This is a genomic window from Lwoffella lincolnii (genome assembly GCF_002014765.1).
In the GTDB taxonomy this organism is placed as follows: domain Bacteria; phylum Pseudomonadota; class Gammaproteobacteria; order Pseudomonadales; family Moraxellaceae; genus Psychrobacter; species Psychrobacter lincolnii.
In genome coordinates, this window is record NZ_MUYT01000006.1 from 38,578 (window position 1) to 63,333 (window position 24,756).

The 24,756-nt window shown below is 41.6% G+C and carries 19 protein-coding genes; 9 read left to right on the plus strand and 10 right to left on the minus strand.

Annotated elements, in window-relative coordinates:
* Positions 1-48 precede the first annotated feature (48 nt).
* Positions 49-462 (minus strand): Ohr family peroxiredoxin, encoded by a 414-nt coding sequence (locus B0682_RS05275; RefSeq protein ID WP_078307156.1) that lies wholly within the window; start codon positions 460-462, stop codon positions 49-51.
* 403 nt (positions 463-865) lie between these two features.
* Here B0682_RS05275 and mazG point away from each other — a divergent pair, with 403 nt between their 5' ends.
* Genes mazG through B0682_RS09545 form a run of 3 tightly spaced genes read left to right on the plus strand, consistent with a single transcriptional unit; the run spans position 866 to position 2,392 of the window.
* A complete protein-coding gene (gene mazG, locus B0682_RS05280) occupies positions 866-1,864 on the plus strand; it encodes a nucleoside triphosphate pyrophosphohydrolase (RefSeq protein WP_078307192.1) in 999 nt (332 codons plus the stop codon).
* A 35-nt stretch (positions 1,865-1,899) separates the two neighbouring features.
* Positions 1,900-2,181, plus strand: coding sequence for a hypothetical protein (locus B0682_RS05285; RefSeq protein ID WP_078307158.1), 282 nt, complete (start codon positions 1,900-1,902; stop codon positions 2,179-2,181).
* Positions 2,171-2,392: a ComEA family DNA-binding protein gene (locus B0682_RS09545; RefSeq protein ID WP_240494879.1), complete on the plus strand. Its 222-nt coding sequence runs from the start codon at positions 2,171-2,173 to the stop codon at positions 2,390-2,392. Before B0682_RS05285 ends, B0682_RS09545 begins: the two co-directional genes overlap by 11 nt.
* A 28-nt stretch (positions 2,393-2,420) precedes the next feature.
* Here the strand turns inward: B0682_RS09545 and B0682_RS05295 are convergent, their stop codons facing one another.
* From B0682_RS05295 to rsmH, 6 genes are all read right to left on the minus strand, one after another.
* Positions 2,421-4,070 (minus strand): UDP-N-acetylmuramoyl-L-alanyl-D-glutamate--2,6-diaminopimelate ligase, encoded by a 1,650-nt coding sequence (locus B0682_RS05295; RefSeq protein ID WP_420845506.1) that lies wholly within the window; start codon positions 4,068-4,070, stop codon positions 2,421-2,423.
* A gap of 145 nt (positions 4,071-4,215) precedes the next feature.
* Positions 4,216-5,004: a HinfI family type II restriction enzyme gene (locus B0682_RS05300; RefSeq protein ID WP_078307161.1), complete on the minus strand. Its 789-nt coding sequence runs from the start codon at positions 5,002-5,004 to the stop codon at positions 4,216-4,218.
* Entirely contained in the window at positions 4,997-6,094 is a 1,098-nt protein-coding gene (locus tag B0682_RS05305) for a DNA-methyltransferase (RefSeq protein ID WP_078307162.1), read from the minus strand. The genes B0682_RS05300 and B0682_RS05305 overlap by 8 nt, the downstream gene beginning before the upstream one ends.
* 60 nt (positions 6,095-6,154) lie before the next feature.
* Positions 6,155-8,377, minus strand: coding sequence for a peptidoglycan D,D-transpeptidase FtsI family protein (locus tag B0682_RS05310; protein ID WP_078307196.1), 2,223 nt, complete (start codon positions 8,375-8,377; stop codon positions 6,155-6,157).
* Positions 8,378-8,379: 2 nt separating this feature from the next.
* Entirely contained in the window at positions 8,380-8,907 is a 528-nt protein-coding gene (locus tag B0682_RS05315) for a cell division protein FtsL (RefSeq protein ID WP_078307164.1), read from the minus strand.
* Between the two features lie 102 nt (positions 8,908-9,009).
* A complete protein-coding gene (gene rsmH, locus B0682_RS05320) occupies positions 9,010-10,059 on the minus strand; it encodes a 16S rRNA (cytosine(1402)-N(4))-methyltransferase RsmH (protein ID WP_078307165.1) in 1,050 nt (349 codons plus the stop codon).
* Positions 10,060-10,334: 275 nt separating this feature from the next.
* Between rsmH and gltX the strand changes: the two genes are divergently transcribed.
* Positions 10,335-11,873 (plus strand): glutamate--tRNA ligase, encoded by a 1,539-nt coding sequence (gene gltX, locus B0682_RS05325; protein WP_078307167.1) that lies wholly within the window; start codon positions 10,335-10,337, stop codon positions 11,871-11,873.
* A gap of 96 nt (positions 11,874-11,969) precedes the next feature.
* On the plus strand, positions 11,970-13,466 hold the full coding sequence (locus B0682_RS05330; RefSeq protein ID WP_078307169.1) for a UDP-N-acetylmuramoyl-tripeptide--D-alanyl-D-alanine ligase: 1,497 nt from the start codon (positions 11,970-11,972) through the stop codon (positions 13,464-13,466).
* 21 nt (positions 13,467-13,487) lie between these two features.
* On the opposite strand, the gene B0682_RS05335 is transcribed toward B0682_RS05330, so the two are convergent.
* From B0682_RS05335 to B0682_RS05345, 3 genes are all read right to left on the minus strand, one after another.
* Complete coding sequence (locus B0682_RS05335; RefSeq protein ID WP_078307171.1) at positions 13,488-14,909, minus strand: UDP-glucose/GDP-mannose dehydrogenase family protein; 1,422 nt, start codon at positions 14,907-14,909, stop codon at positions 13,488-13,490.
* 85 nt (positions 14,910-14,994) lie between these two features.
* The gene (ppc, locus tag B0682_RS05340; protein WP_078307198.1) at positions 14,995-17,895 is read right to left on the minus strand and encodes a phosphoenolpyruvate carboxylase; all 2,901 of its coding nucleotides are present in this window, start codon (positions 17,893-17,895) and stop codon (positions 14,995-14,997) included.
* A 128-nt stretch (positions 17,896-18,023) separates the two neighbouring features.
* Positions 18,024-19,826, minus strand: coding sequence for an anthranilate synthase component I family protein (locus B0682_RS05345; RefSeq protein WP_240494880.1), 1,803 nt, complete (start codon positions 19,824-19,826; stop codon positions 18,024-18,026).
* Positions 19,827-20,122: 296 nt separating this feature from the next.
* Here B0682_RS05345 and B0682_RS05350 point away from each other — a divergent pair, with 296 nt between their 5' ends.
* From B0682_RS05350 to fusA, 4 genes are all read left to right on the plus strand, one after another.
* Entirely contained in the window at positions 20,123-21,196 is a 1,074-nt protein-coding gene (locus B0682_RS05350; RefSeq protein WP_078307173.1) for an EcsC family protein, read from the plus strand.
* 145 nt (positions 21,197-21,341) lie between these two features.
* Complete coding sequence (gene rpsL / locus B0682_RS05355) at positions 21,342-21,716, plus strand: 30S ribosomal protein S12 (protein ID WP_078307175.1); 375 nt, start codon at positions 21,342-21,344, stop codon at positions 21,714-21,716.
* A 244-nt stretch (positions 21,717-21,960) separates the two neighbouring features.
* Entirely contained in the window at positions 21,961-22,434 is a 474-nt protein-coding gene (gene rpsG, locus B0682_RS05360) for a 30S ribosomal protein S7 (protein ID WP_078307176.1), read from the plus strand.
* A 23-nt stretch (positions 22,435-22,457) separates the two neighbouring features.
* Positions 22,458-24,590, plus strand: a complete 2,133-nt coding sequence (gene fusA, locus B0682_RS05365; protein WP_078307178.1) for an elongation factor G — start codon at positions 22,458-22,460, stop codon at positions 24,588-24,590.
* The last annotated feature ends 166 nt before the right edge of the window (positions 24,591-24,756 follow it).

The following is a 24,756-nucleotide window of genomic DNA, read 5'->3' on the forward strand; positions in this document are numbered from 1 at the left end:
CCCAAACCATATTTGTGATTTGGGGCTTTTGATGGTAAAAAATGGCAATTATTGAACTTCTGATGTTACTTCTACTTTAATATTGCCTCTGGTGGCTTTAGAGTAAGGGCAAACTTCGTGAGCTTTTTCAACTAATTTTTGCACATCATCAGAAGATAATTCAGTGTCTTTTGCAATGACATGAATTTTGGCTGCCAACTGATAATCATGTTCATCACCTTGCAACAGCTCCACGGTGATTTGAGTGGTTGATGCAAAGTTAACGTTTTGTGATTTTTTAACCACAGATAAAGCCCCATCAAAACAGGCAGCATAGCCAACAGCAAATAACTGTTCAGGATTATTGCCGTCCTGACCGCTACCAGGTGATACCATGTTGATGCTTAAATCGCTGTCGCTCAGTGTTGCTTTACCAGTGCGTCCACCTGTTACCGTGGCTTGAGTTGAATATAATGATTTCATGAGAATGTTTTCCTTATTTGTTGATTGTGGTAGAGTAAATGGCGTATTTGTATTTAAGGTTCAATGTTACATTTTTAGTTACAATGTTAACATTTTTAGGTTCTATTTGGATTCAAGTTGGGTTTAATGACAAGTAACAAGTTCAATTCAAATTGGTACACTTGAACCTAGTACACTTGAACCATCATCGACTTTACTTAAACCGCTCTTAAACCGTTGTCTACTTTAGCACATATTGCTATAAATTGGCATGTTATCCTGTTGCTATGTGTGTGTTTTGTGCAAAAATTTGTTTAAATGGCATTTTACATTTTTTGCTTAACGTCTTTTGTTTAACGTCATTGGCACGATTAACAAGGGCATTGTGATTAATAAAGGCATTGTGATTAACAAAGGTATTGTGATGACCAATCAAGCTAACCACATCAATTTAATCAACTCATTAATCCACTCAGTTCACCCACCCGCCAACATTCACCCACCCACCAACATAACCACTGTGGTAACCGCACCCACACCGACTGCTGATAATCCCCCAGTTGCCACAGGACAACTTGTTGACTTACTGTCATTGATGGCACGGTTACGAGCGGATTGTCCATGGGACATCAAACAGACCAATCAAAGTCTGATTCCTTATGCCATTGAAGAAGCTTATGAGCTGGCAGAAGCAGTACAAGCTGACTTGCAAGACGGTGGCACAGATGATGAGGAATTAAAGTCTGAGTTGGGTGATGTGTTGTTACAAGTGGTTTTTCATTGTCAATTATATGCTGAGCAAGGGCGTTTTGGCATGGCAGATGTTATCCAAACCTTGCAACAGAAGCTTATCCGCCGTCATCCACATGTGTTTGATGCCGATAATCTACCCGATGAAGCCGCTGTTAAACAGCGTTGGGACAGCATTAAGGCTCAAGAATTGGCAGATAAACTGGCTCGTGGCAAGGCAGTCAGTCAGTTGGATAAGGTCAAAGCAGGCTCAGCATTGATGCAAGCCCAAGCTTTACAACACCATGCCAGCAAACTTGGTTTTGATTGGAGCGATGATGATGTGGGGGTGTTTGATGCCATTGACAAACTACAAGAAGAAATTGACGAATTAAAAGCCCTGATTAAAGATAGGCAAAGACTGAATCAAGAGCAGTGCGATAATCAACAGCAAGCGATGAACAAACAAGCGATGAACAAAGAAATGGGCGATTGCTTTTTTGCCTTGGTGAACATTGCTCGCAAATTGGGATTAGATGCAGAGATTGCAACACTTAGTTGTGTGCATAAGTTTCGCTCACGCTTTGCTTATATCGAACAAGAACTGGCTAAAATTGGCAAAACCCCTGAAAATAGCACCCTTAGCGACATGGATATTCTGTGGGAACAAGCAAAAGACCTTGAAAATCCTTAACCCAATCATGATACAGACCTCATAAGACAGACATCATGACACAAATAATAACCAAATATTGGCATCAAAAACAGCTAAAAAAAGGCTGTCGAATGTCTGCTTTTTATGTCTTGTTTGCCAATGTGTCATTTTTGGTTGTTTTGTTTCTATTTGCTTTGTTCATCACATTACCCATTGGTGCGTTTGCTGATATGGGCAAGGTTTTAGCAAATAAAAATCTGAAACATGGTGGTCATCATAGCAACCATCAATGCCATGCTGACATACACACCGCTTATGCTCACGTCATTGCTCAAGAGCGATTGCATGCAGTATGATGAACAGCATCGTCCGATGGTTAATATTAACCGTGCCGATGAAGCCACATTGACCACATTAGAGGGCATTGGCTCAAGCAAGGCTCAAGCAATCATTCTTTATCGTGAGATGTTTGGTGGTTTTGCCAATGTTGATGAGCTGGCGAAGGTCAAAGGCATTGGGCAAAAGACGGTGGATAATAACCGAGACAGATTAAGCGTGATTGATTAAGCATGGCTGATTAGCAATAGGTTCTAAGCTATTGGTGATGGATTTTTAAAAGTTCGCTGACCACTTGACGGTCATCAAAATCATGACGCACCCCTTGGATTTCTTGATAGGTTTCGTGTCCTTTGCCAGCGATGACCACGATGTCGTTTTTTTTGGCATGGCGTACCGCATATTCAATTGCTTGTCTGCGGTCAGCTTCGATGATGGTTTTATAATGTTGCTCACAAGTCATGCCTGTTTGCATGTCATTTAAAATTTGATTGGGGTCTTCATATCTGGGGTTGTCAGAAGTCAATACCACCTTGTCCGCCACTGCCAGACCTGCTTGTGCCATGAGTGGTCTCTTGCCTTTATCTCGATTGCCACCACAACCGAACACTGCCCAAAGTTTACCCATACAATGGGGTTTTAGACTGCTAAGCACTTGCGTTAACGCATCAGGTGTATGGGCATAATCCACAATAAAACACCCCATCGGTGATGCCATTGGTACTGACACTTGCTCCATGCGTCCGTCCGCCCCTTTGAGCTGGCTGACTTGTGTCGGTAAAGCATCTAATGACACACCCAAGGCAGTCGATGTTGCCATGGCTGCCAATAAATTGGCAACATTGAACCGACCCAACAATGGGCTGTTGACTGTCAGCTGACCAAAGGGGCTGTTAAGGTGTATTTGTGTGCCAGTCAGGCTTGGCTGAATGTCGGTAGCGACAAAGTGAGCATCTGTTTCTTTGCCAATGCTTTTGTCCTTGACTAAAGAATACGTCCATACCGTCAGTCCGCCATGTTTGGCAGTGTTTATCATCAAGTTGGCATAAGTGTCATCGGCATTGATGATGGCATGGGTAAGGCTTGGGAAATGGTAACGGTCAAACAACCGTGCCTTAGCGATGGCGTATTCGTCCATATTGGCGTGATAATCCATGTGATCACGGCTTAAGTTGCTGTAAATGGCAACTTTGATGGGCAGACCTTGCAAGCGGTATTGGTCAAGCCCATGTGAACTGGCTTCTATTGCCAAGATTGACACGCCATCTTGTGCCATTTGATAAAAAAACTGTTGTACCGCCAAGGCATCACCTGTGGTATGGGTGGCTTGTGTCAGTGAGCCAAGTTTGCCGTTACCTGCTGTTCCCATGACTGCACTGGTATTGCCCATGCTTTGCATCAGTTGGGCAACCAGCTGGGTGATGGTGGTTTTACCATTCGTACCTGTTACTGCCACCACAGTGGGTAAGGGGGTGCTTGCTTGGTTTTTAGTTGAGTGTTTGGTTGATAGAAAAACGGCCATCATACTGCCCAAAAATTGACGAATGTCAGGTGTGTGTACGATATGGGGGTAATCTGACAGTTGTGGACAATGTTTTACTAACAATATTGGGTCAATCTCGCTTAAAATAAAAGCGGTGTTTGGTAAGGCCTGTTTGGCATATTCAGCACTGCGTGCCATGTCTTGTGTGGTGCTGGCAAGTAAGACAAAAGCTGGCTTGTTGTCATGCTTACTGTCATCATGCTTACTATCATATTGTGGCGACTGACTGGGCAGTTGTCGTGAGTCCAAACAAAAGCCATCAAACGCCACCTGCCAAATGGGTGCTAATGCGTGTTGTAGGCCATCGGTATTCATCGCATGTAATGATGGGTGGTCAAAAAGCTGGGCAAGGGTGATTGGCATGATACGGTGTCCTTGTGGGGAATTTTTGTTGAATCATGATGACATTAAACAACCATATATTATATTTACGTAAATTTTTGCTACTTTTTACCAACAAGATGATTGCTTACTTTGGTGATGAAATCATCAATATTTAAATCCAAGCTCTCTACTTTATCGCCATTATTTTTCTATACAAATCATCAAAGGCTTTGATATTTTCTGAGCTTTCTGAAAGAGTACGCATATACAAGTCAACATCTTCATATTTAATTTTCAAAAACTCATCAAAAAATGATTTACCACGCCTGATGTTTGTATTTTCTGGAACATAAATATTTCCCTTCATTTTCTTGTTATTAAAAAAGAAAAGTATCGGTTTAATTTGTGTGTTTGGAAGTTCACGAACCAAATAAGCATATGTTTTAATGAATTTTCTGTTTATATCAACAAATTTTCCCGTATCGTGGTCATCATTGTATTTGACTTCCAAATAATAAACGATACCTGTTTCTTTATTTTTAAATAAAATATCAATATCATGACTGATTGAAGAAAGATTTAAATCATCATCATTTTTAATTTCATTTAAAAGTTTTAGAAATTCTTCATCAAGATTGATTATATTGCTATACTGGCATAAACTTATGAACTGGTCTATTCGATTGTCATTTTGTGCGGATAATTGAAATTTATTGCTTTTTTTGCCACTATAATCTTCTAGAATTTCATATCTACCGTCAGATTTTATTAGAAGAGTCATAAACTCTTCTAAAAAGTTCCCAAATTGGATATTCATACTTTGTAATATACCACCAAAAATACGGTAATTTCTTGGTATAAAATGTATTTTTAGTTCATGCTTTTTAATCAAATTTTTTAGTTTATTTTCACTACTGCTATTGATTAAAATATTAGAAACCGCTTGGTTTATTAGGTCTGAAATTTCATTATTCATGGGGTTTGCCTGATTGGTTGGTGTATTCATATCTTAAACTATCAAGGGTAATAAAATTACCATCTCTAAACAAATAAAAATAATCCCAGCCGTTATTATTTATTTTCTTTAGATGTTTGGCACTCATTTTATGTATTGACAAGGTTTCTTCATTATCTTTTACATTACCGTCTTGGGTAACAATACAAATTTCATTTTTATTTTTATCAAATAAAGTTTGTCCAACACTCAAAAAATTAGATTCAATAAGTGTTTTCATTGGTACTTTTGGAGGTTTTGTCTCCAAAGAAAGCAGTTCAATATCGCTAGGTTTTGGCTTGATTTCTCTAAGCCTTTTTTCGGCTATATCAATGTATTTTTGTTCTCGCTCAATCCCGATATAATTGCGTCCCAATGCTTTAGCCACCGCCCCAGTTGTCCCCGTTCCAAAAAATGGGTCTAGCACGACATCATTTGGTTTTGAAGATGATAAAATCACCTTGTAAAGTAGGGCTTCAGGCTTCTGTGTGGAATGGGCTTTTTTACCATCTTCCCCTTTAATTCTTTCACTTCCTGTACATAATGATATTTGCCAAATACTGCGTTCTTGCTTGTCATCATTTAAATGTTTCATTGTTTTGTAATTAAAAGTAAATTTATTTTTTTTGCCTTTTGAACACCATAGCATGGTTTCGTGAGCATTACAAAATCTTGTACCGCCAAAGTTTGGAACTGGATTTGTCTTATTCCAAATCACATCATTTAAAATCCAAAAATCTAAATTCTGCATGATATGGCCGATTCGATAAATATTCTGAAATGAGCCGATAACCCAAATAGAGCCAGTAGGTTTAAGGATTCTTTTGCATTCTTTTAGCCATGATTCACAAAAAGAATCGTATTCTGAAAAATCATTAAACTTATCCCACGCATCATCAACGCCTGCAAATTTATCCCCATTAGTGCGTAATAATTCACCCTCTGTCTGCATAAAATAAGGAGGGTCAGCAAAGATTAAATCAATACTTTCACTTGGCACAGTTGTTAATTGCTCAATACAATCGCCTTTTAAAATGGTATTGAGTAAATTATTAACAATTTCTTTTTTCATGGTTTATAAACTCTTAATTCTAGGAATGTTTTTTTATGCTATTATGGATTTAATTGCTCATCATGATGAGGTTGTGGCGGATTTTAATGGTTTGTCATATGGCACATCATACAGGCGTAAGGCTTCTTGCATGACGTTATGAAAGACAGGAGCGGCTACTTGACCTGCATAGTGTTGCTTTTGTGGGTTCTCTACTGAGATGACCACCGCCAAACGTGGGTTAGACACAGGAGCAACGCCAGCAAAAACGGTGCGATACTGGTCGCTAAAATACCCCCCTTTTGGGTTAACACGGCGTGATGTGCCAGACTTGCCTGCCACTCGATAACCATCAATGGCAGCTGATGTTGCTGTTCCTCCTGGTAGGGTAACTGCTTCCATCATATCAACAATGGCGTTGGCATCGGCACGGCTGATGACTTGTGTTGGGCTTAGTGCCATTTTGGGCTTGTCTTGTTTTGGCTGATATGGGGTTGTGTTCGATGTGTTTTGAGATGGGTCAGATTTAATCAGGCTAAGTGGCACTTTAATGCCACCATTACCTAATGTGGCATAGGCTTGAGCCAATTGTGCTAAGGTAACTTCTAACCCATAACCATAGCTGACTGTGGCACGGCGGGCGGTTTCGTTATCCTTGGGGATAACAACCGTGCCTTTTTGTTCACCAGGAAAGTTTAAGGCTGTTTTTTGCCCAAAACCAAATTTATGTTGCATGTTACTGATGGCATCACTGGGTAACGATAGGGCAATTTTGGTGGAAGCAACATTACTGGATTTTTGTAATAGTGTGGCAAAGCTGATTGTGCCAAGATTGCCATGATCATTAATCGTATGTCCTTTAATGCGAATAAAGCCTGGTGATGTATCAATCAGCGAATCTTTGTGATATTTATCTGACGCCAATGCCGCAGCAACAGTAAATGGTTTCATCACCGACCCTGGCTCAAAGCTGTCTAATAAGGCTCGGTTACGTTGACTTTCTCCTGTCATCTCAGATAAGTTGTTGGCATTAAAAGATGGCCATGACGATAACCCCAATATTTCACCAGTCTTGATGTCGACCACAATGCCCGTTGCCCACATGGCTTGCTGGTATTTGCCGACTGCTTCAAGCTCTTTATATAACAGATATTGTAAGCGAGAATCGATGGTTAAGGTAACATCTTGCCCTGCCACCTCTGGTTCAATCTGTGCCACTTCTTGCAACGTGTTGCGTTTGCCATCTTTGACCACCAATACCTTGCCTGCTTTACCAGCCAGTACGTCATCATACTGGCGTTCGATACCTGCCCGTCCTCGATAGCCACTTTTGGGATCGCTTGCACTTTCTGCCATAAAGCCTATGAGCTGTGCGTTGGGCTGTGATTGTGGGTAATAACGGCGTGTGAGCCTATCTTCATATACGCCATAAAACTTTAAATCAGTAACGCTTTTGGCAATTTCTGGGGTAACTTTGTTAAACAACAAAAAATAATGTGACCCTGCCCCTGATGGTAAGGCAGATTTAACCGCATCATCGTCATGCACATCAATGTCATCACGCAGATTGACGCTTTTTTTTAGGGCATTGACATCGACTTTGGCGGCGGTTGCTAAGTTGTTTAAATCCATCTGTTGCATTTTTTTGGCTAAGTTATTTTTGGTTTCGCCAGGTTTGCTGTCAATCCATTGTTTTTTGAGTTCATAAAAATCACGGGCATAGTCGTGGGGGCTAAAATATACCGTAGACAGTGGGGCACTGATTGCCAAAGGGTATCCGTTGCGGTCAACAATCATTCCTCGATAGACGGTTTGTGTGCTGACACTGTGAATAAGTTGGTTGCCTTTGTCTTGATAAAACTTGGGGTTGATGACTTGCAGATAAAATGCCTTGCTGATTAAGATGGCAAACAGCAACGCGCTGACTCCCCACATAAAATAAAAGCGGAATTTATCAGTTTGATGGTTGCCTAAGGTAGATGCTCCTGATGACTCATATATGAACCAACGAGCCAACCGTCCTCGCTTGTCATCAGCGTGCTTGTTTTTTTTACGTTTTGTCAGACGAGCGTCATTGGTTGGTTCACGTTTGACTTTATTTAGCCAAGAGATTTTTGTATTTGTCTTATTTTGAGAACTTGTCTGTGTTTGTTTTGTTCCTGTTTGTTTAGCCCCTGTTGGTGATGTTGATGGTGAGTTTCGCTTCAAAAGTTTGGTTACTTTGGTTGCTTTTGCTGTTTGGTTGGCTGGTTTTTTGTGGGTATGGCTTATTTTGCCATTTGGGTTTGTGGGTTGCTTTGCCATGGTCATTGCCCTGCCTTTGGTTTGTTGTTGATTGACTGAGCAATGTTTTGTTGATTTTGGTGGTGTTGGTTTTGGCGGTGTTGATTTTGGTTGGGTGTGGTTGTTTGTGGCATGCCTTTGATGCTGACGGGTTGGACGATGAGTTTTTCGGACAATTTGGGTGAATACATACGCAACTGGGCCACCGCACGGGCGGCGATTTGTGGGGTGGCACTGAAGGTTTGTTGTTCAATCAATAGGCGTTGGTGTTCGATTTGTAATTGACTGAGCGTTTTTTCTTTGTTTTTTAGGGTTTGATAATCTTGACGATATTGCATGGTTTGTTCAGCAATGTTGATGCCCGTGCCAATGATGCCAATGACTAAGGCAATCATTGCCACCAAATAAATGCTCACCCCCCGATAACGGTGTGACAACAAATCGGCAAGGTCAGAACCATCGTGTTGGGCGTTATGATGGGAGACTTGTGTGTGGGGTTTGTTTGCAAGCCCATCGTATTTAAATGAATGGGTGTGGTGGTGGTTGGTCATGGTGTGGGGTTACTCAATAACATCTCAACGGCTGTTTGGTTATTTTGAAAAAATGGGCTGATGGGCTGTTTTAAAAATGGGTTGTTTTAAAAAACTGTCAAATCACCCCATCTGATGGCGGACATCAGAACGCACCGCAAACCGCAACCAAGCACTTCTGGCTCTGGGATTGGTGTGCATTTCTTGGCGACTTGGGGCAATGCGTTTGGGTTTGGCAAAGTACTTTGGACGTTTTGGGGGTATGGGTAAGATGGTATCTTCAAGGTATTGCCCCTTGCTGTGGTTTTGCAAAAACTGCTTGATGCGTCTGTCTTCTAATGAATGAAAACTGATGACTGCCAGCCGTCCACCTGTGTTTAATGCCTGTATGCTTTGGTGCAAAAATGTGTCAATATCACCAAGCTCATTATTAATAAAAATTCGCATCGCCTGAAAACTTTGTGTGGCAGGGTGTTTGCCTTTTTGCCAGTTAGGGTGAACCTGTTTGATGACTTCAGCAAGCTCAAGTGTTGATGAATAGCTATCCATTTGTTTAATCGCTTTGGCAATACGGCGACTGTGGCGTTCTTCACCGTATTCATACAGTATGTTTGCCAGTGTTGTCTCATCTACTGATGATAGCCATTCTCCCACTGACTGCCCTTGACTGGTGTCCATTCGCATGTCCACCGCCCCATCACGCATAAAACTAAAGCCACGACTGGCATCATCAAGCTGGGGCGATGACACCCCCAAATCCGCCATGATGCCATCGACATGCTCAATGCCCAGTCGTTGTAACTGTTGGGTTAAATGAGCAAAGCTGTCATGTATCACCTTCACTCTGGGGTCATGACCAGCCAATGCCTGTGCCACTGCAATCGCTTCTGGGTCTTTATCAAACACCAATAAACGAGCATCGTCATGTAAATGCTTTAATAACAAACGGCTATGCCCACCACGCCCAAAAGTTGCATCAACAAATGTCCCTGTGGCTAAATTGGCATGTGCCAAATCATTCACCCCAAGCACTGCTGCCACCGTCTCTGACAACAACACACTTTTGTGCGTAAAATCTTTGTGAGCAAAATTGTGAACAAAATCATCGCTGACATCCTTGCCAGTCAAGCAGGCATCGTCAGTTAGGCAATCATTAGGCAAGTGGTCATTCATCGCAGAACACACATCAAAATCAGGCAGGCACATTTTGGCTAAAATTTATACAACCTACTATTATGACGCACAATTATCATTGGTCAAGAGTAAATGGTGAATTTTATGGTGATAATCTGAACAAAAACAGGTTTTGGCAAGCAAACATGAAATTATCTTACGAAACCAGTATAATAAAGCCATCACGCTTGTTTTTAACCAATTCATGTTTTTAACCAATTCAATGTCAGTAAACCAACTTTAACAACCCAATTTTAACAAACCAAAGAGCCATCATGTCCACACTTGCCAACCAACCCAATCAGCAACCAGCCACTGTCAATCACCGTCCTGTCCGAACCCGCATCGCCCCAAGTCCGACAGGATTTCCACATGTGGGAACGGCGTATATTGCCTTATTTAATTTGGTATTTGCCAAAGCTTATGGTGGTGAATTTATTTTACGCATCGAAGACACCGACCAAACTCGCTCAACCAGCCAATCAGAACAGATGATTTTAGATGCCCTAAAATGGGTTGGGCTTGAGTGGTCAGAAGGTCCTGACGTGGGAGGTCCACACGCTCCTTATCGCCAAAGTGAGCGTCGTGATATTTATAAGCAGTATGCCGAAAAATTGTTGAATGATGGACATGCGTTTCGTTGTTTTTGCACCCCACAAGAACTCGATGCCATGCGTGCTGAACAAATGGCAAAAGGTGAAGCCCCTCGCTATGACGGACGCTATGCCCATTTATCCAAAGAAGAATCGGACAAACTTGCCGAATCAGGCAAACCTTTTGTTATCCGTATGCGTGTGCCAAGCGAAGGCAATTGCACCTTTGATGACATACTCCGTGGGCAAGTAACCATTCCTTGGGAACAAGTGGATATGCAAGTGTTGCTAAAAACGGACGGCATGCCAACTTATCATCTTGCCAATGTGGTCGATGATTATTTGATGCAGATTAGCCATGTCATTCGTGGTGAAGAGTGGATCAGCTCTGCACCCAAACATCAGTTGTTGTATCAATACTTCGGTTGGGAAATGCCTGTTTTGTGCCACATGCCTTTATTGCGTAATCCTGATAAATCCAAGTTGTCTAAGCGAAAAAACCCCACATCCATCACCTATTATCGAGATGCAGGATTTTTACCACAAGCCTTGCTTAATTATTTGGGTCGTATGGGATATTCATTGCCATCTGAACAAGAAAAATTTAGTCTAGATGAGATGATTGATGGTTTTGATATTAAACGAGTGTCATTGGGTGGACCCATCTTTGATACTGACAAGTTAAGCTGGCTTAATGGCGAATATCTGCGTGAGCTGACCCCAGAACAGCTAAAAAATAAAATCCTAAACTGGGCAAATGATAGCGATAAACTGACCGCCATCGCCGCCGCCATTCAACCACGCATTCATTTGCTCTCTGATGCGGTTAATTGGGCAGGGTTTTATTTTCAAAATCTGCCGACCATCACAGCGGGCGATTTTGAGCATAAAACCTTAAGCCAAGAGCAAATTATGGACATCTTACAACTTGCCACATGGCAACTTGAATCCTTGCCAATATGGACAGAAGACAACATATTTGCCACCTTAAAAGGACTGAGTGGGGCATTGGACATCAAATTGCGAGACATGATGGCCCCGTTTTTTGTGGCGATTGCAGGCAGTGCTTCATCTACCCCTGTGATGAACGCCATGTTTGTCATCGGTGCAGACATGACACTGGTACGCTTGCGTCATGCCATCGACGTGCTTGGCGGGTTGGGTAAAAAGAAACTCAAAAAATTAGAAAAACAAGCAAGCGAGATGGGGACATTTGTGTGAGCGGACGTGATTGATGATAACAATGACGTGAATGTTAAAAACGTGAATGTTAAAAACATCAGATGGTCAACATAATCATAATAAGGACAATGCCCTATGACGAAAACCGATGGTCAATACGCCAATCAGCAACTTGCCAATCAGCAATTGAATGGTCAGAAACACACCAAACAAAACACCATGAACAGTCAAGGGTTGTATATTTGGCAAGCAGATAATCTACTCACTGCCACCAAAGCGATGAATGGCAAATGGCTGACTGCCGATGACACAATGCCATCTTTTGCCAGTGGTCGTATTTCAACAGACACTCGCACACTACAGACGGGTGATGTTTTTTTGGCGTTATCAGGTAATAACTTTGATGGGCATGATTATATCAATAGGGCAGTCAGTCTTGGGGCAGTGGCTGTCATTGTTGAGCGTCCGAGTTCCATCAATATTCCCCAGTTGGTCGTTGAAGACACTCGCATTACCCTAGGTTTGTTGGCGGCTCATCGCCGTATGGCTCATCGTGGTGTTACCATCATCGCCATCACAGGCTCAAGTGGTAAAACCACGTGTAAAGAGATGCTTGGTAGTATTTTTAGCCGTCTTGCTCCGACTTTAATTACTCGTGGTAATCTTAATAATGATTTGGGCGTACCCATGATGCTCCTAGAATTATCCGACCAACATAAATATGCAATACTAGAGCTTGGGGCAAATCACATTGGTGAGATTGCTTACACCAGCAATATTGTCCGTCCTGATGTGGCTTGTGTGCTGAATGTTGGGACGGCACATTTGGGCGAGTTTGGCAGTCGTCAAGGTATTTGTCAAACCAAAGCTGAGATTTATCATACTTTAAGCGACAAACAACATGCCATTGTCCCCGATAAAGATGACTTTAGTCATGAATTACGTAAAGTCGCTGAACAACATACCAGCCATGTCATCGGTTTTGGCAACACAGACATCAGTGCCAGTCACTTGGAAGTTGAGCCAGAACGCAGTGAATTTATGTTGCATTTTGGGCATTTTACTCATCACGTAAAACTGCCTTTATCTGGTGAACATAATGTCAATAATGCCTTAGCCGCTGCTGCTTGTGCTTATGCTGTGGGTATTGACATCGCAGACATCATCATAGGCCTTGAGCAGACCCGCCCACCAAAAGGCCGTTTAAGCAGTCAGTTACTTGGCAAACATCGCTTGATTGATGACACCTATAACGCCAATCCCCATTCTGTTCGTGTTGCTGCCAAAGTATTGGCATCGCAAACAGGGGATAAGATTTTGGTATTGGGCGACATGGGCGAGCTTGGCAAGGCAGCAGTTGCCGAACACCAAGCTTTAGGACGCACCATTGCCACTGTTGGTATTGATGCCTTATTTGCCGTTGGGGAATTTGCCCCATATACCATCAAAGGGGCAAATGAAGTGGGCGGTATCGAGGCGGTTGCTTTTGATAATAAAACGGATTTACTCACTGCTTTACAAGCACGCATCAACCAAGAAAAAACCAGCAAAGCCACCTTATTATTTAAAGGCTCACGGCATATGTGCATGGAAACCTTGATTGAATCACTGACCAAAGAAAGCGAAGCATGACTAACCCATGCTCACATTAAATTATCTGCCCATGCCCACATAGTCCCCCACCAACTGAGCAACTTGAGATGTGCTGAAACAATTTTTTGCGTCAAATACTGGAATCGCCACGTCATTGATGCGAGCCACTTGCACCGCCTGAGCGTTATCCCAGCTTATCACAAATAACGCATGGGCATCATTGATGCGTTCATAAGGGTGCTGTAACAACGTCAGTTTTGGCTTAACCGATTGTGGTTGATTTGGTTGTGATTGTTCTGATTGTAGATAAGTCAATCGCAATTCTTCTGTGGCTTTATCTGCATACACTAAGGTTTGAATGTCATACGACCATAATAAACGCAATAACGGATGAATGGCAGAGTTTTGTGTGCGTCCTGAGCCTGCTTTATAACTGCCACCCCAAATCAGTACGGTTTTATTATCTATCAAACCATCAAAATACTGCCAGAACTTGCGAAATATCAGCTCTTTTTGGTCTTCATTAATGGCATCTACTGCAGTGATGAGCTGACTGTCAGTGTGTGTCTGTGCAAAACTTTGCTTAATCAGCTGCATCTCGACAGGAAGCGTTCGCCCACCAAAGCCCCAACCAGCTTGTAAATAGCTTGCTCCGATGCGACTGTCTAATCCCATGATGTGACTGATGCGTGTGATGTCTACTTTATGTGCGTCTGCCAGTCTTGACAGCTCATTCATATAACTGACCCGAGTGGCAAGCATCGCCATGATGCCACTGCGAGCAAACTCCATGGTATTGATATCCGCCACTTCACTTTGTTTGGCATGATTTTGCAATAAAGTCAAAGAAGACACCCGTTGACCACTGTTGGGTGTTTTTTCACCCAATAGCCATAAAAATGGAGACAGCATTGAGTGATATGCTTGACCATCTTGTAAAAATACAAACGGCACATAATACACCCAAGGGCGGTGTAATTGTTGTGATAATTGATGAAAATAGCCGATGGGTTGTTTGCCTGATAACACAATGGCAACTGACTGGTGTTCGCTGGTGTTACAAGCCGTAACCATGGCATCTGTCCAGTCATTTTTTGTCCAATCAATGGCGTCGTGTTGAGCTTGTTTTCGTTGATTGACCAGCTGTTGATTGGCTTGAATGGTGTCATTCACAAACCACCAAATCGCTTCAACCTTTGATTGACAAATATTTTGCCAAACGGATATGTCAGCATCATCAGCATGAATTTTTTGGGGTAGCTGGGATAATTCAATACACCCTTTATTCACATACAACTGCCATAACGCCATCACCTGATGCTCAAAACTGTATTTTTCTAAGGTTGCTTGTAGTCGTTGTTTGTGACTGTAAATCTGCACTTGATGACCAAACGTTGCCAGTACCACAGCGGTGGTTACGGCATCAATGTCATCGCCCAATAAGATATCATTTGTCATGTTTTTGGTGGTTGTTATGGTCATGTGGTTACTGTTTATATGGTTGCGATGGTTTTATTTGGGGTGTATTTAGGGCTTGATTTTATCTCTCGTTGGCTCATTACTGGGATTAGCCTGTATTTCTAAGTCCTTGCGCCACTCCATTGATGGTTAATTGTGTTAATTTTAATAAACGCTCATCATCAAAACTTGCTCCTTGAGCAAATAATGATGATGGTTTTTGTTTACCCTGCCCTCGACGTTCTTTAAGTAATGATACTTGTAACCAGTTTAGGGCATTTAAATAAGGTAATCGCAACGCTAGTGAACGAGCAAGCGATCGGTTGCTGGTGAGTAGATGTGTTTGTTGGGTGATGTCTAATAAGGCTTGTTTGCTAAGGTTAAACTCATCGGTTATCTTGCTAAAGATGACTTTAGCATAGGCTTGGTCTTCTGATAACTCAAGATAACTTTCAGCAATGGTTAAATCAGCTTTAGCAAGCACTTGTTCCATATTAGATAGCATGGCATAAAAAAAAGCACTGTGCTTGGCATGATGTTGTAGTACTTGAAGATTATGAGCATCATCTTTTAGCAAGGTTTGTACTCCTGTACCGAAGCCGTACCATGCAGGGAGCATGAGCCGATTTTGCATCCAAGAAAACACCCAAGGAATGGCTCGTAAATCTTGAATGCAAGATAATGTTTTACGACTGGCGGGACGAGAGCCAATATTTAAGCTGGCAATTTCAGTGATGGGACTGGTTTGCATGAAATAATCAATAAACGCAGGATTACTGATTAATTCACGATAATGCACAAATGCCGCTTGTGAGAATGTTTGCATCAGATTATGGTCGGGGGTTAACGTGGTATTTGGCAATATAGTGGCTTTTAATGTGGCAGATACCAAAGCCTCAAGATTATGTTCGGCATTGGTGGCATCGGCATATTTGGCGGTGATGGTCTCCCCTTGTTCAGTGATGCGTATCTGCCCTGCTACCGATCCTGCTGGCTGTGCTAAAATTGCTTCAAATGATGGACCACCCCCACGCCCCACGCTACCTCCACGTCCATGAAATAAACGCAGTCGTATACCATGTTGAGCAAAGATATTCACCAGCTCTGCTTCAGCTTGGTATAATGACCACTGACTGGTAACATAGCCACCATCTTTATTACTATCTGAATAGCCAAGCATAATTTCTTGAATGTTATCTCGACTGGTTAATAGCTGGCGATACCATGGTATGGTAAAAAGATTATTCATGATGTGATGGCAGGTTTTAAGAGCATCAATGGTTTCAAATAAAGGCACAATGTTGATTCGACTGTGCGGTTTGCCATTTTTGATGATTAACAGCCCCGTCTCTTTCATCAGTAATGATAATGCCAACAAATCACTTAAGGATTCACAGTTAGAGATGATGCTTTGAGTAATGGCAAGCTCACCATAGTTGTCTTTTATGTTGCCAGCTTGCATAAAGATGGCAAGCTCTTTTTGAGTTTGTTTACTATAATTGAGATAACGATTATAAAGTGGACGGGCAGTTGCTAACTCTCTTAACAGTACTCGTTGTCGTGCTGACTCAGATAATGATAAATAATCTTCCAAGTCGGCTTTTTCAAATAACTCATGTACCGTCTGGGTGTGAATACCAGCGTGTTGACGTAAATCCAGTGGCATCAAATAAAAACCAAATACTGATACTGCACGGATAAGATTATCAAGATTTGTTTGTGCTAATTCGCCACTACCATGACTGAGTAAAGATGTTTTAATGCACTTCAAATCTGCCAAAAATGCTTCGCTATTTTGGTATCCTTGTGGGTTAGTTGCATTATTTGCTATTTCATTATTCTTGTTAACAGAATCATGATAAGACTTAAATTGATAGGTAAAATGAAGTGATAAGCCAAGGTTATCGGCACAAGCATTTAAGCGAGCAATCATCAACGCAATGGCACGGCGGTAAGGCTCTTCGGTACGAGAGATTGCCATATCAGGTGATATGGCTGCCATCTTTAAGACACTTTTATCTACTTGTACTCGTTTGATGGATAATGGTAACTCATCATACAATGACAATAATGCTTTATGATAAAAGCAAAATACGGTTTGAGCCTGTTTGGTAAAAGCTTTTTTTAAAATGTCTGCATCGACAAAAGGATTACCATCTCTGTCTCCACCAATCCAACCACCGATATTAATCATCTCTGGTATCCAAGCATTGGGGTAATGTTCATTCAACTGTCGCTGTAAATCTGCATATAAATTGGGTAGTGCCTGAAAAAAACTTAAGTCAAAGTAAGCGATGTCATTTTGAATTTCATCATCTACTGTGATTTTGAAATGGCGAGTTTCATTAGTCTGCCAAAGTGCCAATAATACAGTAGTTATCTTGTCTTTAATACGTTGTTGCTTGTTGCCTTGAGTGTGGCTGTGTTTGTCTAATAATTGGCGGATTTTGCGGTGCATTCCCAACACACTTTGTCGCTGAACCTCAGTGGGATGAGCCGTCAAGACAGCACTTACCTGCATTGTTTCTAACTGTTGTTGCAACTGTTCTGTTTGGACTCCTTGAGCTTTGATATCTGCTAATACACCAGCAAAACTATTGGGTGAAACAGTGTCCGCCAGTTCATATGCTTCACGACGACGTTCATGATGACGGTCTTCAGCGATGTTAAACATTTGAGCAAACAGCCCACACGCTCGAATTAAGTTTTCGGTTTGCGTCTCGTCCAGTTTTGGCAAAGCTTCGGTGATGGTGGTTTTGGGATTATCACCAGATAACAGTTGATGCACCAAATTAGTCACTAACTGAGAAGTTTGTGATTCAATGACTTTAACAATCAACTCACTTAACAGCTTAGTTTCTGCCAATAGCGGAGCATCTTTGTCGCTATCAAGCACCTGGTCTTGGGTAGGAACGTTATCTGTGGCATTGACCACATCGGCCAGGCGGTTGGCAAGTTGACTATTAGCAAGCTGATTATTGGCAAACTGATGATTACTGGTGGGCGACATAAAACCTCCTTTTGATTGCATCATAGTAATAATCATGATGGCAACAGTCAACATCAATTAAACCATCGCACACATACCATGATAATGATGGTATGCCATACACTGCCTTATCTGGTTAATGACGCTATCTAATTGGACAAAATGTTCAATAAATTACCCACTTTATCATGGCATTCTTGCCATTCCAACTCACAATCAGATGCCACAGTAATGCCACCACCAGCCCATAATTGTACAGTGCCGTCATTTTTTGCTTGTAAGGTACGTATCAACACATTAAACACACCCGTCCCATCAAAATTAAGATAACCCAATGTGCCACAATATGCCCCTCTAGGCATAAGCTCTAGCTGGTGAATAAGCTCTACCGAGCGTTTTTTTGGTGTGCCAGTAATTGACCCAGCAGGCAGGCTATCAAATAATACCCAAATGGGATGCACATCTTGCTTTAATGTGGCGGTGATGGTGCTGACCATATGATGAACATTACTAAAACTTTCTATAGCAAATCGCTTTGGCACAGTAACACTGCCAGTTTGGGCATATTTACCCAAATCATTACGCAACAAATCCACAATCATCACATTTTCTGCCAAATCTTTTTGGCTATTTAACAGCTCGTTGTACAAAGCTTGGTCTTCGGCTAATGTCTTACCTCTGGGCCGTGTGCCTTTGATGGGTTTTGTGGTAATTTTTAAAGGGCTTAAACCATCGAGCGTAAATTGAAACTGCACAAACAGCTCAGGCGAACAACTTAATAACTCAAAGTATTTACAGTCATGATTAAATGATGGCGTATTTGCCAGCATCAAATATCCTGCAAAAGGAGCGTGAGTGCTGCCATGCAGTTTAGGTAAGTATTCCACTAACTGACACAAATCACCATTGGCTTTTATTGGTAATTTAGCTTGCCAACATTGGGTTAAATTAATTTGATAACAATCTCCTGCGTGTAGGTGTGCTTGTACCTTATCAAAAGCATGTTGATAATCAGTTTTTGTCCATAATGGTGTGAGTATTAATGGTGGTGGGCTTGCTTGCTTACTTTGTTTAGACATGTTTTGTTCATGAGATGACAAAGTTGTCAAGATGGACGTTGATAAAGTTAACATGTCCTTTAGTAATTGCACCACATCATCTATTAAGGAAACTGCCCACGCATTTTGTGCATGCAGTTTCCATTTATAATAGGGGTGATTATTACCATCTTTTAAAGTCATTACACTTAAAAATAAAGGATAATGGCCAAAATATGCCAATGGTTGTGGCTGATTTATTTGCTTTGATTGTTCTGTAAAATCATTTGTCAAATAAATTACCGATGCGTCATAACTGATAAATCCCATCAACCCATGATGATAACCTGTGTTTGGTGGTTTATTTATTTTATTTGATGTGTTGTTTATTGATACATAATCCTGATGGCAACAATATGCCATTAAATAATCAGCAAACTGTCGATAACCAGCGTCATCATGGCTTAACTCAAATTTAATAATTTGTTGGTTGATTGACCTGTTTGATAGTTGCGATATATTTATTTTGTTATCTAATAAATAATGATGATAATCAGATGCCTGAGTAAAAGTTACCGTCTTTGCTGATTGCCATTGTTTTAAAGTTTGTATATTTGCATGACTATGGATAACGCATTTTGTAAATACCTGCATTTGCCTGGATATCTGTTTAGATAAAACTGCCTTAGCACAAAGCGTATCACACCGTTCATAAAGAAAACTGACCATGGGCAACAGACCAATCACCGAATGCGATTGCTGGCTTGCTTCATCTGTTGTGTGATGATTAAGCCAAATGGGTGTTATTGGTAAATTGTGGTAACGTTGATAAATCATTAACCGCTGTAATAACTTAGGCGCACAAAAAGCAGATAAAAACTCACACTCAAATGAATGAAGAAAAGTAGGTAGCATGTTAAGTAACCTAAATATATAGAGAGTTAAGTAGCAGTGCAGTATGATATGTTAAGCAATCTTGGTAAAAAGTTAATTTTGCTCAATCATGTTTGTGGCGTTTATATTTTGTGGCATTTATATAAAGAACAAACAAACAAAATTGTCATTACTCAAAATTTCGTTACTAATTATATGTGTTTGGTAACATACTCTGCCTTGCAATTATTGTCCTGAACTTATTATCATGACAATTATACAGACTAATTTCCATAATCAAATGGACTAACTGTGTTACCCTAATTTTGGAGAACCTTATGACCGATAATGACCGCACTGCCCAAACCGACAATCAGACCAACAACCTTGATAAAAAAAGCAAATTGGTAAATTTGGGTATGTTTGCTCGTGACCAACTAGAAAACCTAGGCTCACTCATTGAATCCTTTAACATCAAACGAGAAACTCCCCATAAATTCCATGCTGCCGATTTATCTGTTGATAAAGCTAACTTATTTCGTGACCAAACCATCAGCACATCAGCTCAACTGGTGGGTAACCGCTTTGCCAGTTATGGCAAATACATCAAAAAAGTCGTGCCAGACAGCACCTTTGAAAAAGCAGTTGATGCCATATTTTCGCAAATTGCTCACTTAGCCGCCAACTGGAGTCAGCTGGACTTAAACCAAGAACAGCGTCTAAACTCACAGCATCTATCAGACATTGACCGTCACACCTTGGCACGAGACATCGCTAATCAAAACCGAGCATTGGCAACATTGGGCGGCCTGACAGGATTGGCAGGACTGCCAGGCATGTTAGCAGATACCTTGTGGCTATTGCTTGTATCACTGCGCACCACCTATCAACTGGCGGCCGTCTATGACCAACCACTGATAGGTAAAGAAGGCATCAATAAAGCCTACGCTGTCATTGCTGCCAGTAATTTAAGCAAAATGCAAGAAAAACAAGCCATCTTAGCAGGGCTTGGTGTGGCAGGTAAAATGGTCGACAATGCTGAACAAAATGGGCTGCATCATGAATTAAAAAACCAAGCATTTGCTGGTGGTAGTGTCAGCTATTATGCCGAACAAATCGACCTGCTCATAGAAAAAATGAATTTAGATTTAGAAAACCTAAGCATGGGTTGGGCAAAAAAAATATTCCCCATGACAGCGGTTGTTGCAGGCTGTCACTACAATAGCCTACTCATTGAAGAAGTCATTGGCGTGGCTCAAGCCACCTTTGCTCCTGAAATTAAATTGGCAAGTTTAACCGATAAGCGTAACGAACAGATGGCAGATGACTTAAATGATGACGATAATGATGATGTCAACAGCGATGACAATGCGAACGATGACAATCGTGGTGGTGATGCCTCAACGTCTTAATCCAAGGTTGATAAAATAAAAGGTTGATAAACATCATTGACATCCTTATAATATATTGTCCTAAAAATGGGTGATTTTAGTTTAAATGAACATTTCAAGCCAATTCACCCAGTTTTTATTTCACTCAACGGGAGAAAGATGCCTTATGGCAACAACTAACCAATTAATTCGTAAGGGTCGCAAAACCATCAAGGAAAAGTCAAAAGTTCCTGCGTTGCAAGCATGCCCACAACGCCGTGGTGTGTGTACTCGTGTCTACACAACCACACCCAAAAAACCCAACTCAGCCATGCGTAAAGTCTGCCGTGTGCGTTTGACTTCTGGCTATGAAGTATCTAGCTACATTGGTGGTGAAGGCCACAACCTACAAGAGCACAGCGTGGTGCTTATCCGTGGTGGTCGTGTTAAAGATTTACCAGGTGTGCGTTATCACACTGTCCGTGGTGCTTTAGACTTAGCTGGCGTGAAAGACCGTAAGCAAGGTCGCTCTAAGTATGGAGCGAAAAAGCCTAAGGCATAAAATACCAATGGCGTATGTTTTTGTCCATCAATCACCCTATCACCGTCATCATTTGATGATAAATTTTTTTTTGCATATTTTTTTGTATATATATGCAGTTTTGTATATATATGCAGTAAGGCTGGCTGATAACCATCTTGCTTGAGCTTGATAAAGCCATCATCTTAACAACTTAATAACCAAGATGTTTGATAAGCACGATTTTGTGAATGCCAGACTGTCCTGAAGAATAAGGAAACTAACCATGCCAAGACGTCGTGTCGTTGCTGCCCGTGAAATTTTACCTGACCCAAAATACGGCAGCCAAACCCTTGCCAAATTCATCAACCAAGTGATGGTTGACGGCAAAAAATCTGTTGCAGAACGCATCGTATATGGTGCATTAGACACCGTTAAAACCAAGAAAAATATCGAAGACCCTGTTGCATTTTTTGAAGAAGTGCTAGAAGCTGTTCGCCCCATGGTTGAAGTTAAATCTCGCCGTGTGGGTGGTGCAACCTACCAAGTGCCTATGGAAGTACGTCCCTCCCGTCGTACCGCTTTGGCAATGCGTTGGTTGGTGGAAGCTGCCAAAAAACGCTCAGAAAAATCGATGGTACAACGTTTGGCGAGTGAGCTGGCTGACGCTGCCGAAGGTAAAGGCAACGCTGTCAAAAAACGTGATGAAGTACACCGTATGGCAGATGCTAACAAAGCGTTCTCACATTTCCGCTTTTAACATACCACTCTTAGGATAACACTATGGCTCGTAAAACGCCCTTAAAACGCTACCGTAACATCGGTATTTCTGCCCACATTGATGCTGGCAAAACCACCACCACAGAACGTATTTTGTTTTATACAGGTAAAAGCCATAAAATTGGTGAAGTGCATGAAGGTGCTGCCACCATGGACTGGATGGAACAAGAGCAAGAGCGTGGTATCACCATCACCTCTGCTGCCACTACTTGTTTTTGGTCTGGTATGGCAAATCAATTCCCTGAACATCGCATCAACATCATCGATACCCCAGGCCACGTTGACTTCACCATTGAAGTTGAACGTTCTATGCGTGTGCTAGATGGTGCTTGTATGGTGTATTGTGCGGTTGGTGGTGTACAGCCTCAATCAGAAACCGTATGGAGACAAGCCAATAAATATAAAGTACCTCGTCTTGCGTTTGTGAATAAAATGGACAGAACGGGTGCTAATTTCTTCCGTGTGGTTGAGCAGGTAAAAACTCGCCTTGGTGGCAACCCTGTTCCCATCGTTGTGCCTATCGGTGCAGAAGAGAACTTTGAAGGAGTTGTTGACCTCCTTGAAATGAAAGCCATCATTTGGGACACCGAAACCCAAGGCATGAAATTTGATTATCAAGACATTCCTGCTGATTTGGAAGAAACCGCCAATGAATGGCGTAATAACATGGTGGAAGCTGCCGCTGAATCTTCTGAAGAGCTTATGGATAAATACTTAGAAGAAGGTGATTTATCAAAAGAAGACATCATCGCAGGTCTTCGTGCGCGTACGCTAGCCACTGAGATTCAACCCATGCTATGTGGTACAGCCTTTAAAAATAAAGGTGTACAACGCATGCTAGATGCGGTAATCGAGTTTTTACCAGCACCCAATGATGTTGACGCCATCAAAGGCATCTTAGATGATAAAGATGAAACGGTTGCTACTCGTGAATCATCAGATGATGAACCGTTTTCAGCATTAGCCTTTAAAATCATGAATGATAAGTATGTCGGTAATTTGACTTTTATTCGTGTTTATTCAGGTGTTGCCAAGCAAGGGGATAGCGTATATAACCCTGTGAAAATGAAGCGTGAACGCATTGGTCGTATCGTTGAGATGCACGCCAATTCACAAAATGAAGTCAGCGAAGTGCGTGCAGGTGACATCGTCGCCTTTGTTGGTCTAAAAGATGTGACCACAGGTGACACCCTATGTGATGAAGAAAATGTCATCACTTTGGAGCGTATGGAATTCCCTGACCCAGTGATTTCATTGGCAGTTGAACCAAAAACCAAGGCTGACCAAGAAAAAATGTCAATTGCATTAAACCGCTTGGCAAAAGAAGACCCATCGTTCCGTGTACACACAGACGAAGAGTCAGGTCAAACCATCATCAGTGGCATGGGCGAACTTCATTTGGAAATTCTTGTTGACCGTATGAAGCGTGAGTTCAACGTAGAGGCCAATGTGGGCGCGCCCCAAGTTGCTTATCGTGAAACCATCCGTCAAACCGTCGAGCAAGAAGGTAAATTTGTGCGTCAGACTGGTGGTCGTGGTAAATTCGGTCATGTGTGGATACGGCTTGAACCACTTGATCCTGCTGGTGAAGTTGAGTATGAATTTGCAGAAGAAGTTGTTGGCGGTGTTGTGCCAAAAGAATACTTCAGTGCGGTTGATAAAGGTATCCAAGAACGCATGAAGAACGGCGTTTTGGCTGGATACCCAGTGGTGGGTGTTAAAGCCACTTTATATGATGGTTCATACCATGATGTTGACTCTGATGAATTGTCATTTAAGATGGCAGGCTCTATCGCTTTTAAAAAAGGCTTTATGAATGCCAGTCCTGCCCTGCTTGAACCCATCATGAAAGTTGAAGTTGAAACACCTGAAGACTACATGGGTGATATTATGGGTGACTTAAATCGTCGCCGTGGTATGGTTCAAGGCATGGATGACTTGCCTGGTGGGACTAAGCAAATTCGTGCAGAAGTGCCATTGGCAGAGATGTTTGGCTATGCAACCCAACTTCGCTCTATGTCGCAAGGTCGTGCCACATACTCAATGGAATTCCAAAAATACGCAGAAATTCCAAAATCTGTTGCTGATGAAATCATTTCTAAATACAATGGCAAAAAAGATGATGATGACGAGTAAGGATAAGAACAAGCCAGTTCATATCATTAATCAGTAGTAATTAATCATCTAAAAGCAGTAATTTGGCTTATCGTTTTAATATTGAAGCGATAAGCTTAAGTAAAAATTTTAATTTTATCTCTCACCTAACATCAAGAGGAATAGCCCCATGGCCAAAGAGAAATTT